The sequence below is a fragment of the Brakhagea slesvicensis genome, assembly GCF_052161625.1.
Lineage (GTDB): Bacteria > Planctomycetota > Planctomycetia > Pirellulales > Pirellulaceae > JBKCUI01.
The window spans coordinates 1,380,209-1,395,829 of record NZ_CP197412.1 but is presented as its reverse complement, the minus strand read 5'-3'; the positions used below and the strand labels follow the sequence as shown (position 1 = coordinate 1,395,829).

12 protein-coding genes are annotated in these 15,621 nt (G+C 52.3%); 9 read left to right on the top strand and 3 right to left on the bottom strand.

Annotated features, from left to right (window positions below; all coding sequences use genetic code 11):
• Positions 1 to 212: 212 nt before the first annotated feature.
• The 5 genes from SH467x_RS05370 (at position 213) to SH467x_RS05350 (ending at position 5,066) form a co-directional block, all read left to right on the top strand.
• The gene (locus SH467x_RS05370; RefSeq protein WP_482370258.1) at positions 213 to 1,310 is read left to right on the top strand and encodes a toll/interleukin-1 receptor domain-containing protein; all 1,098 of its coding nucleotides are present in this window, start codon (positions 213 to 215) and stop codon (positions 1,308 to 1,310) included.
• Positions 1,311 to 1,413: 103 nt separating this feature from the next.
• Positions 1,414 to 2,958, top strand: coding sequence for an IS1380 family transposase (locus SH467x_RS05365; RefSeq protein ID WP_482370257.1), 1,545 nt, complete (start codon positions 1,414 to 1,416; stop codon positions 2,956 to 2,958).
• A gap of 642 nt (positions 2,959 to 3,600) precedes the next feature.
• Positions 3,601 to 3,918, top strand: a complete 318-nt coding sequence (locus SH467x_RS05360; protein WP_482370256.1) for a hypothetical protein — start codon at positions 3,601 to 3,603, stop codon at positions 3,916 to 3,918.
• A gap of 47 nt (positions 3,919 to 3,965) precedes the next feature.
• The gene (locus tag SH467x_RS05355; protein WP_482370255.1) at positions 3,966 to 4,535 is read left to right on the top strand and encodes a hypothetical protein; all 570 of its coding nucleotides are present in this window, start codon (positions 3,966 to 3,968) and stop codon (positions 4,533 to 4,535) included.
• A 297-nt stretch (positions 4,536 to 4,832) separates the two neighbouring features.
• The gene (locus SH467x_RS05350; protein WP_482370254.1) at positions 4,833 to 5,066 is read left to right on the top strand and encodes a hypothetical protein; all 234 of its coding nucleotides are present in this window, start codon (positions 4,833 to 4,835) and stop codon (positions 5,064 to 5,066) included.
• A gap of 276 nt (positions 5,067 to 5,342) precedes the next feature.
• On the opposite strand, the gene SH467x_RS05345 is transcribed toward SH467x_RS05350, so the two are convergent.
• Positions 5,343 to 5,711, bottom strand: a complete 369-nt coding sequence (locus SH467x_RS05345; RefSeq protein ID WP_482370253.1) for a hypothetical protein — start codon at positions 5,709 to 5,711, stop codon at positions 5,343 to 5,345.
• Positions 5,712 to 5,795: 84 nt separating this feature from the next.
• Here SH467x_RS05345 and SH467x_RS05340 point away from each other — a divergent pair, with 84 nt between their 5' ends.
• Positions 5,796 to 8,006 (top strand): RHS repeat domain-containing protein, encoded by a 2,211-nt coding sequence (locus SH467x_RS05340; protein ID WP_482370252.1) that lies wholly within the window; start codon positions 5,796 to 5,798, stop codon positions 8,004 to 8,006.
• Positions 8,007 to 8,536: 530 nt separating this feature from the next.
• On the opposite strand, the gene SH467x_RS05335 is transcribed toward SH467x_RS05340, so the two are convergent.
• Positions 8,537 to 9,997 (bottom strand): IS91 family transposase, encoded by a 1,461-nt coding sequence (locus SH467x_RS05335; RefSeq protein ID WP_482370251.1) that lies wholly within the window; start codon positions 9,995 to 9,997, stop codon positions 8,537 to 8,539.
• 265 nt (positions 9,998 to 10,262) lie between these two features.
• Between SH467x_RS05335 and SH467x_RS05330 the strand changes: the two genes are divergently transcribed.
• Together SH467x_RS05330 and SH467x_RS05325 are read left to right on the top strand one after the other, a co-directional pair.
• Positions 10,263 to 12,326: a hypothetical protein gene (locus SH467x_RS05330; RefSeq protein ID WP_482370250.1), complete on the top strand. Its 2,064-nt coding sequence runs from the start codon at positions 10,263 to 10,265 to the stop codon at positions 12,324 to 12,326.
• A gap of 251 nt (positions 12,327 to 12,577) precedes the next feature.
• On the top strand, positions 12,578 to 13,594 hold the full coding sequence (locus SH467x_RS05325; RefSeq protein ID WP_482370249.1) for a tyrosine-type recombinase/integrase: 1,017 nt from the start codon (positions 12,578 to 12,580) through the stop codon (positions 13,592 to 13,594).
• A gap of 140 nt (positions 13,595 to 13,734) precedes the next feature.
• On the opposite strand, the gene SH467x_RS05320 is transcribed toward SH467x_RS05325, so the two are convergent.
• Positions 13,735 to 14,031: a hypothetical protein gene (locus SH467x_RS05320; protein WP_482371422.1), complete on the bottom strand. Its 297-nt coding sequence runs from the start codon at positions 14,029 to 14,031 to the stop codon at positions 13,735 to 13,737.
• Between the two features lie 31 nt (positions 14,032 to 14,062).
• Here SH467x_RS05320 and SH467x_RS05315 point away from each other — a divergent pair, with 31 nt between their 5' ends.
• Complete coding sequence (locus SH467x_RS05315; protein ID WP_482371342.1) at positions 14,063 to 14,653, top strand: RHS repeat domain-containing protein; 591 nt, start codon at positions 14,063 to 14,065, stop codon at positions 14,651 to 14,653.
• The last annotated feature ends 968 nt before the right edge of the window (positions 14,654 to 15,621 follow it).

The following is a 15,621-nucleotide window of genomic DNA, read 5'->3' as shown; positions in this document are numbered from 1 at the left end:
ACCCGCCCCCCTTCACGTGCTTGTACTTTCGTAGTGGTCATTAGGTGTACTAAAGTACTCAATCTCGCACAGGGGACTTGCGCCGCAGTATCCAACGAAAGTGGCGGGCGAACACACTCGCATGCACCGGAGCTGTGGGTGGACCTTTTTTCAAATCAAGCATCACCCGCCGCGACCGCGGTGATGCGTACCGTTCTGCTTCAAGAGGTTATATGAAAATCAGCTTTGCAACGGACTCAAACGGTTTCTTGTCGCAAGAGTGCCCATCATGCAATCAATACTTCAAGACATTGCTGGGGCATGGTAGTTCAGAACCAGTTTCATTTTGCCCATACTGTGGTTACGAAGGACGACAATGCTGGTTTACGCCGGAACAACTTGAACATATTCGTTCGGTTGCCACGAGTAGAATTGTTGCACCGCTGCTCAAAGACTTTGGCAGTCGCTTAAAGCGCAGCTCTAATTCCTTCATCAAGATCGACGTAAAGAGAAATTTACCTGACCCTGGTATTGCGCCAGTCGATATCGACGAAGAAATGGAAATCAAGCGGTTTCCGTGCTGCGACGAGACTGTAAAATTGAATCGTGTTGATAGTGCTTTTTGTATCATTTGCGGAGCGCAGTATAGTATGGTCGAAAGTGAAGCCAAGAAGGTCTTCCTCAGTCACAAGGGTGTTGACAAAGAGAAGGTTAAGGATTTCCACAAATCGCTTGAATTGCTTGGCTATCAACCGTGGCTTGACGAAGATGCGATGCCTGCTGGAACCACTTTGGAGCGAGGGTTGCTGCGGGGTATGCAAGATTCCTGCGGGGTTGTTTTCTTTGTGACGCCCGCGTTCAAGGATGAGGGCTACCTAGAGACCGAGGTAAATTACGCCATCGCAGAAAAGCGGAAAAAGGGTGACAAGTTTGCAATTATTACATTGCAGTTCAGCAATGAACTCGGGGATCGAGGCGGTATTCCAGAGCTCCTTAAAACTTACGTCTGGAAGTCTCCAGCGTCAGATCTCGAAGCATTGCGAGAAATCATCCGTGCCTTGCCGATTGAACCAAAGTTAGTGGATTGGAGGGAAGAAATTTCCGGTGTTGTGACTTCGTCACTACTTCGACCAAAGTCCGCCGAATTGTCGGACGAAGCCAAAGCGATACTAGTCGAAGCTGCTGCCGGTGACGGACACATTTTGCATGTTCGATACATGGGTGGTGAAGCGATCCAAACGAATGGAAAATCACTTATACCGTCGAGGGACGCTCGGACTACTGCACTCTGGGTCGGTGGATTAGACCTCGATCAAGCGAAGCTTGGTTGAGTTCGTTTGAGATTTTCGTAAAAAAACCTGAAACCTCCCGGCGTTTTTGCGGTTTAACGAAGTAACAACAAATCGATTAAGCCACACACACGGAGGGTTTCAGGTGAAGACAAGTTTCGCAAAACGTATCGGTGCACGCAAGAAGCAAATCCTCAAAAGGCTCGCAACTGCAAGGGAGAATCGATTCTCTCGCGGTATCTCGAATCCGAATCCCGTTCTCGCTACCAACTCTGTCAAATACGAACTTGCTGATCGCACCCATGCCATCAGCTACGCTGGTGTCTCCGCCATGTTCAAGCTCGCCGGGCATGTCGGATTGACCGATGCCATCAATCATCGTGTCCAACTCTTAAAGTCACATGCTCCTTATCATGAATCCGACCACGTCCTCGCGATGGTTATGAATGTTCTATGCAACGGATCGAGACTCGAGCATTTGGAACGTCTTCGAAACGATTCCACATTCCTTGATGCCATCGGTGCCGATTCGATTCCTGATCCAACCACGGCGGGCGACTTTTGCCGTCGATTCCAACAATCCGACATCGATTCCCTGATGCAAGCCATCAACGAAGCTAGGATCAACGTTTGGAAGCAGCAGGATGATTCTTTCTTTGACCAAGCCATCATCGACGTCGACGGCGTCATCGTGGCAACCACAGCCGAGTGCAAGGAAGGAATGGATATCTCGTACAAAGGGAGCTGGGGATACCATCCTTTGCTGGTCAGCTTAGCCAACACCAAGGAAGTCCTTGCGATTGCGAATCGCAGCGGTTCGGTCCACAGCGCTCACAACGCGGCAGCCTACTTGGATAAGGCAATCTGTACATGCATCGCTGGAGGCTTCCGGCGCATTCGGATGCGAGGTGACTGTAAATTCTCGCAGACGGAGTATCTCGACGGCTGGGATGCCCTGGGAGTACGCTTCCAGTTTGGTTATGAGGCACGAGCGAATCTGAAGGAAATTGCAGACAACCTGGATGCGTCGGCGTGGAAGAAGCTCACCCGAGCCTTACCAAAAAACAAGACCAACGAAACGCGCACCAAACCCACCAACGTCAAACGCCAAATCATTCGGGAACGCAATTACGTCCATCTTGAGTTACTGCATGAGGAAGTGGCCGAGTTCGACTACCAACCCAACGCCTGCGAGAAAACGTATCGAATGGTGGTTGTTCGGAAGAACATCTCCAAGGAACAAGGCGATGTTCGGCTCATCGACGAGATCCGCTACTTCTTCTACATCAGCAATGATCTGCCCTCGGTATCGAGCGAGGAAATTGTGTTTGGCTGCAATGACCGTTGCGACCAGGAGAACTTGATCGCACAACTCTCCGGCGGAGTTCGATCGTTGTGTGCTCCAGTAGACAATCTCGAGAGCAATTGGGCCTACATGGTGATAACGAGTATCGCATGGAACTTGAAATCCTGGTCCGCATTATTGACTCCAGTTGCGACTGGACAAGAGCAAGAACATCAAGCAGAAAAGAAACGGCTCCTGACAATGGAATTTAAAACGTTTCTGTCCGTGTTCATTCATGTGCCATGTCAAATTCTACGACATGCCAGGATAACGATTCATCGGCTCCTTAACTGGACGGACTACACATCAGCATTCTTCCGATTGTGTGCTGTGCTCAATCTGTAGCATCGAATCGCTAGAACGGAAACGTGCTGGCAAGAAGAGCTTCGACATCGAATCCGAAGCGAACCGCAACCGCAACGCCAAACCCAGATCCAATTCGAAGTGTGAAGCTAGAGCAATTAAAAAAAATCAGCCAGTCCCGCTGGCTCGGTCGCTGCTGCGCTGCCAAAATCACGCCCCAACAAACAAGCTTTCGCTTGTTTGAGGATTAGAGGACTTGCGACGGCGTAGGTACATTTTGGATCGTGGCCATAAGGGCGAAGTATTCGAGGTAACCCGGGAGGGATACGAGGCGGCCGATGCCCTAAAACTGCGATAGAAGAAGCAGAATCGGGTAAGGATGCCCGTTGCCGGGTATCCTTACCGTAATACCGTACATACTTGCACTCTCATAGTGGTCATATGGTATACTGATCTCTGCGAGTGTCCTGTCTCGCATAGGGGACTTGACCCCCACTAACCAACGCCCTTGCCGGGCGTACACAAGCGTTGAATTGGAGCCGCAAAAGACCTCGCTTTCCATTCTGGAGACGCTGAGACAAATCAACCGGCTTCACGGCCCATACGATCGGTTGGATTGGCTACAATCAAAGCTTGTTTTCCGGCGCTTGCGCCTTAGAATTACTAGCTCGCTCGGAGAGAACCATGAACGCCGTTAGTCCAACCAATCGATACGATTTTAGAGAAGGCAAGCTCGTAGGTGTGCTGGCGTCACTAGTTGTCGCTAACCTATTAATCGCAATGTTGTACTACGTTCGGATTCCAATTAGTGTGGATGCGCGTCAGATTGTCGTGCCCGCTTTGTCGGCGGTATCCGTACTGCTGTTCGGGTTCTCGCTGCTCGTCAGTACTTGGTTTGTGATGAGAAACCCCAGTTCTAAGCTTGTGACAGTGCTTGCGATTGCAAATGGTCTGCTTGCACTGGGTCAGTTGTTTGTTTTCCAATCGTCATGGATGTTCTAACACGCATTTACTGACGATCAGGAGATCGTGAGACTAGAGCACACAAGATGTCAGATCGTCCACCGGATCGACTTTCCATCACGGTTATTCTGGTACTAACTACCGGAGCAGCCATTGGCATGTCTTTGTTGCGGATCGCTCTTATTACAGGGTCGATTCCGACATCACTGGGATATCTGATTTACGGGTTCTACGTCTCTATATCTGGAATGACGATTGCGTCGCTTCCCTTAATACTGCGAGACCGAATTGCTTATCGAGCCATTTGGGGAGTCGGTGCGCACTACTTGTTCGTATCTGGATGCAGCGCCGCCATTTTCGTACCGATGATTGTTACCCAATGGACACTAGAGAATCCGAAATTTGAACCATGGCATGTCTATGCCAAATTAATCGTTGCCCACAATCCCGGACGCTATGCATTGGAATCCTTCTACCACATGTGGGTGGTGACTTCATTTCTATTCTTCCTTTCTGCCATCGTGGGCGGAGCAAATAGGCAGTGGTATATGATTCGCGGATACTGGGCAGACGGTATCGGAATTTGGTGCGCGTTAGCTTGGGCGTTGCCATTGCCGTTTGTTGTGTGGGGTTTCATAAGCACGTACATGCGATGATTGTATGACCCAGCAGCGACGAATCAGGTAAAGATGCCCGTTGCATCCCCCTCCCCAAGCAATCGCATATGCGGGTGAGTATGATGCGGCTCAACGAAGCACGTTCAACGGTTTCTAGATATGTTTTATGTCTCCGGTTCAGGAATACGAGATTGATCCTGTTGACATTCTGAAACGCCCCCCTCGATGAATGGAGTTTAATGGACTTGAATCGTGCTATTGACCGATAGGGTTGGATTCCCAGGATAGACCCACTGACTCACAAAGTTCCCGTGGAAACCCTGGAGTACTCCTAACGTGTCCAAAGACAGAATCTATCTCAAAGAGCTTTCCGACCAGTTCAAACGCACGCAGAAAGCTCTGCAAGCATGGATCCATGCCGATACCCCTAACGTTCCCTTCGAAGGCGCAGTCGTGAAGGGACTTAGCGAGCCTCTCCGCTTCGAATTCCAGCGATTGATTGACGCATCGGCTGACGCAGGACGCGAAGTCGAAGACACGCGTACACGTCGTTTAACAGTCAGCCGATAGAGACTGTTGCGATAGTAGCATTTCACGCAGTTCTATTTGGGTCGAAGTTGTTCTGAACTTTCGATCTCAGCTGTTTATGGTTGGTCGGTCGTTTTGTGCGATCGAGTAATGGATTACAGATGCTCGGAATTGCGACTAATGCCGGATGGACCAAAAAACATGGGCATTGCAAGAATGTGAAGTTCACCGTATTGAGGAAGCAAGAACACTAATCTCCACTAATTCCCACTAATCCAAAACCGCGGCAAACTTATTGCTATTCCTTATCAGTGGTAATTAGCGAAGATTAGTGTTCTGCTCCCATGCAATGTCAGCATCGTAGCGAATCCAACGGATCGAATGGGCCGCGAAATCGGTTGTTTTGTTGTTCACTATCTCCTCGAATACGAAGATGGTCACCGGAGGGGTCTCGCTCTCCGATGGTCTCACCACACAGTATCTGTACGACGATAACTTGGCCGATGGGGTTGGATTGGATAACTCCACCGGAGTCTCGGTCTCGAAACTGGGAACCGGAGGTTCCGGAACGTCTACGATGCCCTGGGGCGCAATACCCAACGAACCGATACCAATAGCGCGGTTACCAAGACCGAATATGACAAAGCTGGAAACGCGATCAAGCAAACCGATGCCAAGAACAAGCATACTTACATCACCTTCGATGCGCGAGGGCGTAGGAAGTCGACCACCGATCGGATTAGCGCCGTCACGTCGTTCACCTACACCGCCTTGGGACAATTAGCCTCCCTGACCGATGCGGAGAGCCAAACGACCAGCTACACGTATGACTCTCGAGGCTCCAAACTCACAGAAACCTACCCAGATCACACGTCAGGCACCTCCCCTGGCCAAACAGGCTACGGGATCGTCACGTTTGTGTATGACAACGCAGGGCGCGTTAAACGCAAACAGGACCAATTGGGCGATACGGTCACCTACGCGTTTGACCTTGCCGGGAGAATGACGACCAAGGATTACCGAACGGCAGCCAATAGCCCCACGGGAACGATCGCCGATTCGGATACCTTCACCTTCGATCGCGCAGGGCGCATGCTCACGGCCGCGAGCGGCCGTTATAGCAACACGGTCACCTACACGTTTGACCCGATCGGGCGCAAGGCCACCGAGGCACTCACCATTGGCGGCCAAACCTACACGATTACCAGTGAATACAATTCCCGAGGGGAATTGACCAAGGTCACCTACCCTGACAGTTCGATCTCCGAGCGCACCTACCACGCCACAGGCGCTCTGAACCAATTGAAACTCGATGGTTCGACCATTAGCACGAGAACCTACGACGATGGCCGTCGCCTCACGGGAGAAACCCTTGGCAACGGAGTCACCGAATCGCGCACCTATGCTAGCGATAACCTCTTAACGGCAATTTCGTACGGAGGAACAGGTACATCCATCGGGAACCTGAGTTATACTTGGGATTCGAACAAGAACAAAACATCGGAAACCATCGGTGGGACGATGAGCAATTACGGGTTTACTTCAGCAGGCACCAGTTACGACGACGAGGACCGTCTCACCGGCTTCGCCCGTGCTAGCGGAACGTTTACCCAATCGTGGAGCCTAACCAGTGTAGGTGACTGGAACAGCATCACCACCAATGGCACGGCACAAAACCGCACCCATGGTCCTACCCACCTGCGCCACCTATGCCCTGATTGTTCCTTGTCTTCCTCTAGCCTCTCGCCTCCAGCCTCCGGCCTGCTCCCCGACTTCGAAAACAAGCTCAAGAGCGCCGATGTGGACAACAACGGCTCGAACGATGTCACGTTCCAGTATGACGCACTGGGAAGACGCGTAGCACGGCAAGGAACCTCTGGCTCCTTCGTCTATGTGCAGCATGACCAGCAGACGATCGCCGATTACGGCTACGGGGATGCTCCTAGCTCGCCAACGCATCGTTATGTGGTCGCAAGCTACATTGACGAACCGGTGGTGCGCAAGGCGGCTGGAACCAGTGGAACGATTCACTACTACCATAGAAACCAGCAGTACAGCATCACGGCAGTAACCACTTCTTCAGGCTCCGTAGCGGAACGCTACGCCTACACGGCGTATGGCCAGCCAACCATCCTCGATGGTTCAGGCTCCGTGCTCTCGAGTTCCGCGATTAATAATCGCTATACCTACACAGGACGTGAATGGGATCAGACGTTAGGCTTGTATCACTTCCGTGCAAGGTGGATGAGCGGGAGCGCCGGTAGGTTTATGGGGAGGGATCCAATTGGGTATGAAGATGGACTAAGTCAGTACGCTGTCTACATGGGAATGAGGAAGTGGGATCCGTCTGGCGCGTGGGTATGCAACTGTGATTGCACAGAGTGGCATTACACGTCGGGTTCCGCTTTCCCTTTTTACAACAGCCGTTCTTATCAGACTCGATTCATTGTCTCGGCGGGTAATCCATCACAACAACAAGCACAGGCTGCCTGCAGCGCAAGATGTGATGTAGACTTTAGCAACACAAATTCATTCTGTGGAAATGGAAAGCATTGTGAAGGCTCATTGGCAACACTCACTTTGGATGAGAATAGAGCCTTTGGGATTTGCAGCCGGTTGAATATGTCACTCTCACGATGCTCGAATTGCACCAAAGACGCCTGTGAGCGAGCGGTTTTAGATCTAACAAATGCAATAAGCCAAACTTGGCTTTTAAACATTCTTGGACTTCCGCTCGGACCGCAGACTTGCTCGAGGTGGGCGAACGATTGTTACAGACGAATACCAGAACTCGAAAACAACCCTTGTATTGCATTTGCGGGAGTAAATATGCAAAATGTTGACGCGTATGGTGGCCTAACATCGGCTCACTTCTTCGTGAAAATCATCTTTTGCGACGGTAGTACTCTTTACGCGGACAATGGCGCACTGGGCGGGGGGGACCACATCTTTTTTGAAGAAGATCTACAGAGGCTTATGTAATGGAGTTTCTAAAAGTGCGATTTGTTTTTATTTGGTACCTCGTAGCTATAATTTGCTTAGCGACATTTGGAAGTGTGTTCTACTCGGATTCGTTTAGGAGTATTGGAGATCCAGACGGACATGGAATTTCGGCGGGCTTGTTTGGATCGATTGGATTTCTTTGCTGCTTGATTCATTTCGTCTTAGCAGCAAGAAGAATACGGTTCACCAATAAGAACTAAACCAACTCATTAAACGGATCCGCCGATGCGGGGGCACGGGGATGACCGAAGTTGGTTTTGCCTTCATTTTCTCTATGGTTTTTTTGTGGGGGTAATTCCCTCGAGTCTATCGCTCGCAGGGCCGCAAGATGGCGGCCAAAGAGCCGCTTGTGAGCAAGAGGATGCACCGAATTCTTCTTTTGGTCCATTTCAGGTCATGCAACAGCGGACCTTCAGACAGCTCGCTTTGATTCGCTTGCAACAGAGAAGCGATTAGGTGAGGTAGCGAGCAGTTCGAGCGTGATGGATCGCGAACGAAGACTTTCATCACTAGATTTCCGGTAACGGAAGGTTCACCGACACGCAGCAGCACGTTACCCCGAAGCGAAGGGACGCTTCTTCGGTTTGCAGATCGTCTCCATCACACTGTACAACCGTCCATGCCAGGAGCTTCTTTACCGCCAGCGCCCGCTTCCAACTGGCAAGCAACCCTTGCTTCGGTGCAAGGCTCTCTAAGCGAGCTTTCGATCGGATCAATTGATCGAGCGTGGTAGGTGCCTTCGAGTATTGTTCGATCGCATGCTCTACCCGGTGGATGAACTCCCAAGTCGCCATGCGATCGCGATACCCTTCCAATCGCATCCCCGGCGTACCACACCGCAAGCACTTGGGCCGATTATCGATCTTCGGAAGTTCAAGCTCATGGAGTCTCGCGGATGGGGGAAGCGACGCATGTCGCGTCCCCATGGAATCTGAATTGTGCTTGGCCAAGAGCAAGCGGACTCTTTGAAGCGTTTCCTTGCGTCCTTTCCCTTGAAAGAGACCTGCATAGCGCACGCGATGCACGTTGCTCGGAACGATGTGGAGCAAGAACCGGCGAACGAACTCTTCTCCCTCCATGGTCTCCTCGACCGATTTGTTCATTCGATAATCCCATTGCCGAATGGTAACGTGCGTCCCATTGTCCTCGACGATCCGGTTGTTGGAGATCGCTGCTCCTTGGATATAGTCCGAAAGATAACGGGCGCAGCCCAACTGCGTTTGCAGTTCATCCGGAGTGATTTGTGCATCGGCTTTCCAGTTCCTTTGCGCCAGAGGCTCCAGCCACCGATGGAACGAGTCTCGATCTTGAACCCCTTCGAATTCCATCTCAGGAGGGATGATCAGTTTTCCTTGATCGAAGAGGATTTTCAATCCTCTTAAGAACTTCTTTTGAAAGAGGGCTGCGAGGACTTTCTCTTGGATGCCTGGTGCATCCGGAGGGATCGGGATCCAGGAGGGTTTGGTACTCGCATCCCCAGTAGTTACAGAGACTCCACCGGAGGTCATCATGGCATGGATATGCACATGGGTCAGCATGCGCTGTCCCCAAGTGTGCAACGTGAGAATGATTCCCGGCTTGCAGCCGAATTCCCGTTGAGCGATCTCGAGCAACGTCTTTTGGGCTCTTCGAAAGAAGAGCTGATACACAGCGCTCGGATTGGCTCGGATCAGAGGATTGAGCTCATGGGGAACGGTAAAGACCGTGTGGTAGTACGTGGTGGGGAGATTCCACGCGATAATCTGCTGCAGCCACGCTTTGCGCTTGAGCCAACCGCAGTTGGGACAGTGCCGATCATGGCACTGGCTGTAGAGAATGCGCCCTTGTTGGCAGGTCTCGCATCCATAGTAGGTGGAACCGAAACTCCCACGACGGCAGTCGAGGAGTTTATCCAGCACACGGCGTTCATGGAACGGAACATGGTGACTGAAGCGAAAGGATTTGGAGTAGCGTAGCAGGACCGATTGCACGGTATGCGACCTAGTCGTATGGCATCTCACCGTAGGCAACAGATCCTGCATCGGTTGGATCGAACAGTGCATGGATAGCTGTAGGGTAATTCGAGCGATCCCATAGGTAGGGAGTTTCTTCGTGAATTTGAGAGATCGCCCCCTTGTGGACCAAGCAGAGCCGCCGCATTCCTTAAAAGGAATCGCGCGGCGATGCGGGGTTGGAAGTGCTCGGGCACCCTCCCCTCTTAGGCAATGAGCTCTCAGAATCTAGTTTGGATGAATCATGTTGCTCTCAACGAAAACGAATCCGAATCCGTTTCCACTGCTGGCTGCATTCGAAGCGGATCCGTGGAAAGCGACCGCAGAACATTACGCACGCTGTGTCACGGACAAGATTCTGGCCATGGCCTCCTTTGGCTTGGAACTCGAAGAGGAAGCCTTGCGCACCCTGGGGATCGGATTTTCCGATCGGAGTCTAGGGAACCAGTTGCCCTCGAATCAGACGGCAGCGGGTCGAAGAATCCGAGAGCGACTCATCCAGATGGGTCTTTACAAGGAGAATGGCCGTGAGGCGCTTCGTGGTTACATTACCATCCCCCTGGTGGACGAAGAGCATCGCATCACGGGCTTCGAAGGCTATCGGCTGAGCAACAGCGGAGCCGTCATTGACAAGCTCCGGGTAGGAACCGGAGCGAGGCTTCCGCAGGAAGCCAGACTTCAGGATTCAGGCGTCAGGCTTCAGTCGGAAGCTAGTCTTCAGGATTCAGGGGTCAGGCTTCGGGAAGAGCCAGTGGCAGACGTTCCTGATTGCGATACTCTTCCTCCAGCCTCTAGCCTAACGCCTCCAGCCTCCGAAATCTCCGTCGACGCAAGCAGCGTCACTATCACTCGCGAGGATCGCAGCTACAAGATCCGTGGCCTTGAGAAGAACATGTCTTCGCTGAGCCTGCGCGTCTCGATCGCCGTATCGCGACTCGAACGGATGCATCTCGATACGGTCGATCTCATGCGCTCCAGCGCTCGGCAAGCCTTCGTGAAAGCCGCCGCTTTAGAACTCTTCTGCGAAGAGGAGACGATCAAGATCGATCTAGGAAGAATCCTCCTTCAACCGGAAGATTTACGGAACCTTCAAATCGAAGCCGCCAAACGCATCGGTCCTGCGATTCCCGCTATGACCGAAGCCCAGCAGGAAGAAGCCATGCAGCTCCTGCGCTCTCCCAATCTGATCGAACGTATTGTGCACGATCTCGATACATGTGGCATGGTCGGAGAAGCATCCAATAAGCTCGTGGGCTACCTAGCTGCCTTGAGTCGCAAGCTCCCCACCCCGCTGGCTCTCCTGATCCGATCCTCCAGTGCCGCAGGGAAGACAACGCTCATGGAAACCATCCTGGCCATGGTCCCACCGGAAGAAGTCTTGCGATTGAGCAACCTCACTTGCCAATCGCTCTATTACCTCGATAGCGATCAGCTTCGCCATAAGACCTTAGCCATTAGCGAAGATCAAGGTCTTTCAGAGTCTGCGTATGCCTTAAAACTCCTTCAAAGCGAAGGGAAGCTAACCCATGCCACGGTGGTCCGTGGCAACGATGGCCGGAGCGTTACCCAATTGCACAGCGTAGAAGGCCCCATTCAGCTCATGATCACTTCGACGGCCCGGGATGTGGACGAAGAGTTAGCCAATCGCTGCTTGATCCTTACCGTCGACGAATCGATCGAGCAGACCAAGGCCATTCAAGCCCGTCAGCGTCTGCTGCAGACGCGCGAAGGATTGCAGCGGCAGGGGCAAGTGGCAGCTATACGAACCCTGCATCGCCATGCGCAGCGCTTGCTCCGACCCTTGCAGGTCTTGAACCCCTTGGTCGATTCCCTGAAGTTCGTTAGCGATCGACTGCGCAACCGCCGTGATCATGCCAAGTACTTGAGTCTCATTCAAGCGATCGCCTTGCTACACCAGCACCAGAGAGAGATCCATACCGAAGAGGATGGAACCGAGTGGATCGAAGTCCAAGAGTCCGATATCGCGCTCGCCAATCGGCTAATGGACAAGCTCTTGAAGCAGTCGCTTAGTGAACTGGCACCGCAGACCGAACAGTGCCTCCACTTGGTGCAAGAGTTTGTGGCGAAAGGCTGCCGGGCTGCGGCAGCCACTGCAGCAGCTGCTAGCTCGGCCGAACAAGCCATGCTCCGGCAACGGTTCCGGTTTACTCGACGCTCGTTTCGCGAATCGGTCGGTTGGAGCGACAACCAAGTGCGCACCCACTTGGACCGACTGGTCCAGCTCGAGCACTTGATTGTCCATCGCGGCAAGCAGGGGGCAACCTACGTCTACCAGTTGGCGGATTAGTTGGCGGGCTAACTGCCGATTAACTGCTTACGACGTCTCACTTCGTGCCCCCCTTGTGGGGGCTTCGTGCCCCCTCTCCAAACGGCCTGGAGCAAGCAATCGCTTGCTCGCAGGCCACTTCTTTGAGTTTGTGCCCTTGGAGAGCAAGCCCAGCTTCTTCGCGCCCCCACTTATGCATACCTCGGTTGCATACCTCGGTTTCGTTTTGTGTTTTTGATTCGGTTCGTCTTGAGAAAAGGTCTTAAAGAAACATGTCTACCCCATCGTTGTCAGCCCTCATGGAAGCGTACTTCGTCGATCTGCGAGTAGTGAATTGGACGGAAGCGACCTTGGAGAGGAGAAAAAACTCGCTGGGTCGCTTCATCCGTTGGCTCACCGAGCGTGAGATCCATACTCTTTCGGAAATCACACCGGAGATCCTCGCAGCGTATCAAAGGAGCTTGCTCCATATCGGCAACTTGCGGACACGCAAACCCCTGCAAGCCTCAACGCGGGCTTCCTATGTCCATGCCGTATCCCATTGGCTGCAGTGGGCTTGCTTGGGAAAGCACATCCCCTTCAATCCGGCGGCAGGGATCGAGCTTCCTAAAGCCGAATATCGTCTCCCGGCGAGTTTTTTAAGCCAGAGCGAAGTCGAGCATGTCATCAACCAACCCGACGTGAGCACGAAGATTGGGATTCGGGATCGCAGTGTCTTGGAGATTCTCTATAGCAGTGCCATTCGAAGAAGCGAGCTTCTCAAGCTGGAGATTCAGGATATTGATCGTGCCAGGCGATTGCTTCATATCCGGCAAGGGAAAGGACACAAGGATCGCTTTGTACCGATCGGAGTGCGCGCCTTGGATTGGTTGACCAAGTACCTCCAAGACGTAAGGCCCTGGCTCTTGAGCGGCGGAGGATGCAAACGGAATTGGAAGCATCCGAGGAAACGTGCAAGCGACTCTGGCGAGCCAGCGACGCAGGTGGTGATTCTGTGCCACAACGGAGGGGCGATGCACCCGGTGAATCTCTCGGCCATGGTTAGGCGGTATGTTCGGCAAGCTGGGATCACGAAGAAAGGCTCATGCCACATGTTTCGTCACACGGCAGCAACGCTGATGATGGAGAATGGAGCCGATCTGCGATCGATCCAAACGCTCTTGGGGCATGCGAGCTTGAATACCACGCAAATCTATGCCCACGTCACGCTAGATCGCTTGAGAGCGGTCCATGACGCGATGCACCCGGCCAAGCCGGACCAAGCGAGCTTGCCCAAACGGGCTGACTAGTTGCACAAGCTGGCTAGGTGCTCAGCTGCTTCCTTCAAGTAAACCGAGGCCAAGGTGGGGGAGGCAGCGGAAGCTGGAGTCGAAGAACAGGTCGCTCGCCCTCCGAGGCGGCCTGTTTTCGGACGCAAGCTGCAGCGGCTTCACGGTCGCTCGCTCTGCTGGTTGCGTTTCGTGATCACTCGAGTCGTTAACTCGGTGAAAATCCTCGGTTCGAAATCGCTGCAAGCGTCGTTGGGAATGGCTACAATAGCCGCTATGCACCCCCAAAACGCCATGCTTGAAACATCTCCCGAGCTTTGCTCCTCGCGCCCCCGCACGGGAGAGCCAAATGCAACCTTCGGTTGCACCGAAGCTTCTACTCCTGTTTCGCAGTGCTTCCATGTCCATTCCGTCAACGCCAGCGTTGGTCCGTCCCCTGCTGAAGCCACCACTGCCACTTGGCGCTACCAAAGCAACCAACAGTACTCAATCAACGCTGTCACGACATCCACGGGAACCGTAGCTGAAAGGTACGCATATTCCGCCTACGGCGAACCGACGATCTGCGATGCATCGGGCTCGACTATCGCGAGTTCATCGATCAACAATCGGTACACGTATACCGGCCGAGAGTGGGATGCGACTGTTGGGTTGTACTACTTCCGAGCACGGTTCATGTCTCCGAAGACTGGGCGTTTCTTGGGAAGAGATCCAATTGGGTTCGGCGGAAGCATGTGGAACCTGTATGAGTACGCCAAGGGAACACCTCAGAGTTTACTTGACCCAACGGGTCTATGTGGTCAAGGACAAGATAAGGCGGATTGTCATGATAATTGTGGAAAAACACTTGCTCTTTGTCTGGCGACGACAGGAATAATGTGTTGGAGATGTGTTCAAACATGCGCGTGGTTCCCACCTCCTTGGAACGGAGTTTGTCTTGCGGCGTGCGCTTTGTCTTGCGTTACCGCGACTGGAATTTGCCTATACGGAGATTATGAATGCAATAGGAGGTGCGAGATATTGTTTCCGCTGAATCCACCTCCTCCACCTCCCACTAATCCTGGTGACCAGATTGCTTAACGCGGGTTTCAGGGAGCTCTTTGGAGAGCGTCAGAGCTGGCTGCCCACTTCACTAGCCGCATTGTCAGTTGTTGTATGTGTGAGCGCAGCGCGTGCGGATTTTACGATACGAGTTGTATCCGTATCGCTTGGATTTTTATCGCAGATTCCATTATTTGTGATCAACTACAGTCCAATACGTGTGTCGTTCCCGAGTAAAGTACTTCGAGAACTACGGCGAAAATTGCTGAATGCTGCATTTGTCGGGCTTTCGATGAATTTGGGAATTATGACGTTTGTGACATTCTTTGGCTGGACTCCATCAAGCATGGTTGTTGGCTTGCTGGTTATTCCTGTCTTGATATTGTTTCTGTCATCCGGAGCAGTTGTGCATTGCCTTGTTGGGCGTCGATCACATCTCGGCTAGGTAATTGTTACGCGACGGATAAGCGTGCGTACGGAAAAGACAAAAGGTGCCAGGAACCGAATCCGTTGCACTAGCAATGAATTCATTGCTTTTTTGAGAGGTTCGAGTGACTCGATCAGTGCCATTCACTGCGATTCTGAAAGCGGGCGAAAGGATGGCATCTAACGAGACGATATCACCATTCGCCCGCAATGGATTCGCTCTCTGGATCGCGATGGAAGTTGGAAGTGCGAAGTTCGAATTGCGAAATCAAGAATGTTGGAACGATTGCCCGTTTGGAGTGCATTGAGAACCCGCCAAGTCAGAGTCGAAGACCGCCCTGTGCAAAAACTAAATCGGATTAGAAAAAATGATTTCGGGCTAGCAAAAATGAGGAATCCGTGATTAGGTGTCTACAACAACAAGATCACGAACTTGACCAATAAGAACTAAACCAACTCATTAAACGGATCCGCCGATGCGGGGGCACAGGGATGACCGAAGTTGGTTTTCCCTGCGTTTTCTCTATGGTTTTTTTGTGGGGGTAATTCCCCCGAGTCTATCGCTCGAGGGGCCGCAAGAT

What these genes read in the sequence shown, in the direction of transcription:
- SH467x_RS05370 (WP_482370258.1), top strand. Translation starts at nt 213, where the DNA reads ATGAAAATCAGCTTTGCAACGGACTCAAACGGTTTCTTGTCGCAAGAG.
- SH467x_RS05360 (WP_482370256.1), top strand. Translation starts at nt 3,601, where the DNA reads ATGAACGCCGTTAGTCCAACCAATCGATACGATTTTAGAGAAGGCAAG.
- SH467x_RS05355 (WP_482370255.1), top strand. Translation starts at nt 3,966, where the DNA reads ATGTCAGATCGTCCACCGGATCGACTTTCCATCACGGTTATTCTGGTA.
- SH467x_RS05345 (WP_482370253.1), bottom strand. Translation starts at nt 5,711, where the DNA reads ATGCTTGTTCTTGGCATCGGTTTGCTTGATCGCGTTTCCAGCTTTGTC.
- SH467x_RS05330 (WP_482370250.1), top strand. Translation starts at nt 10,263, where the DNA reads ATGTTGCTCTCAACGAAAACGAATCCGAATCCGTTTCCACTGCTGGCT.
- SH467x_RS05325 (WP_482370249.1), top strand. Translation starts at nt 12,578, where the DNA reads ATGTCTACCCCATCGTTGTCAGCCCTCATGGAAGCGTACTTCGTCGAT.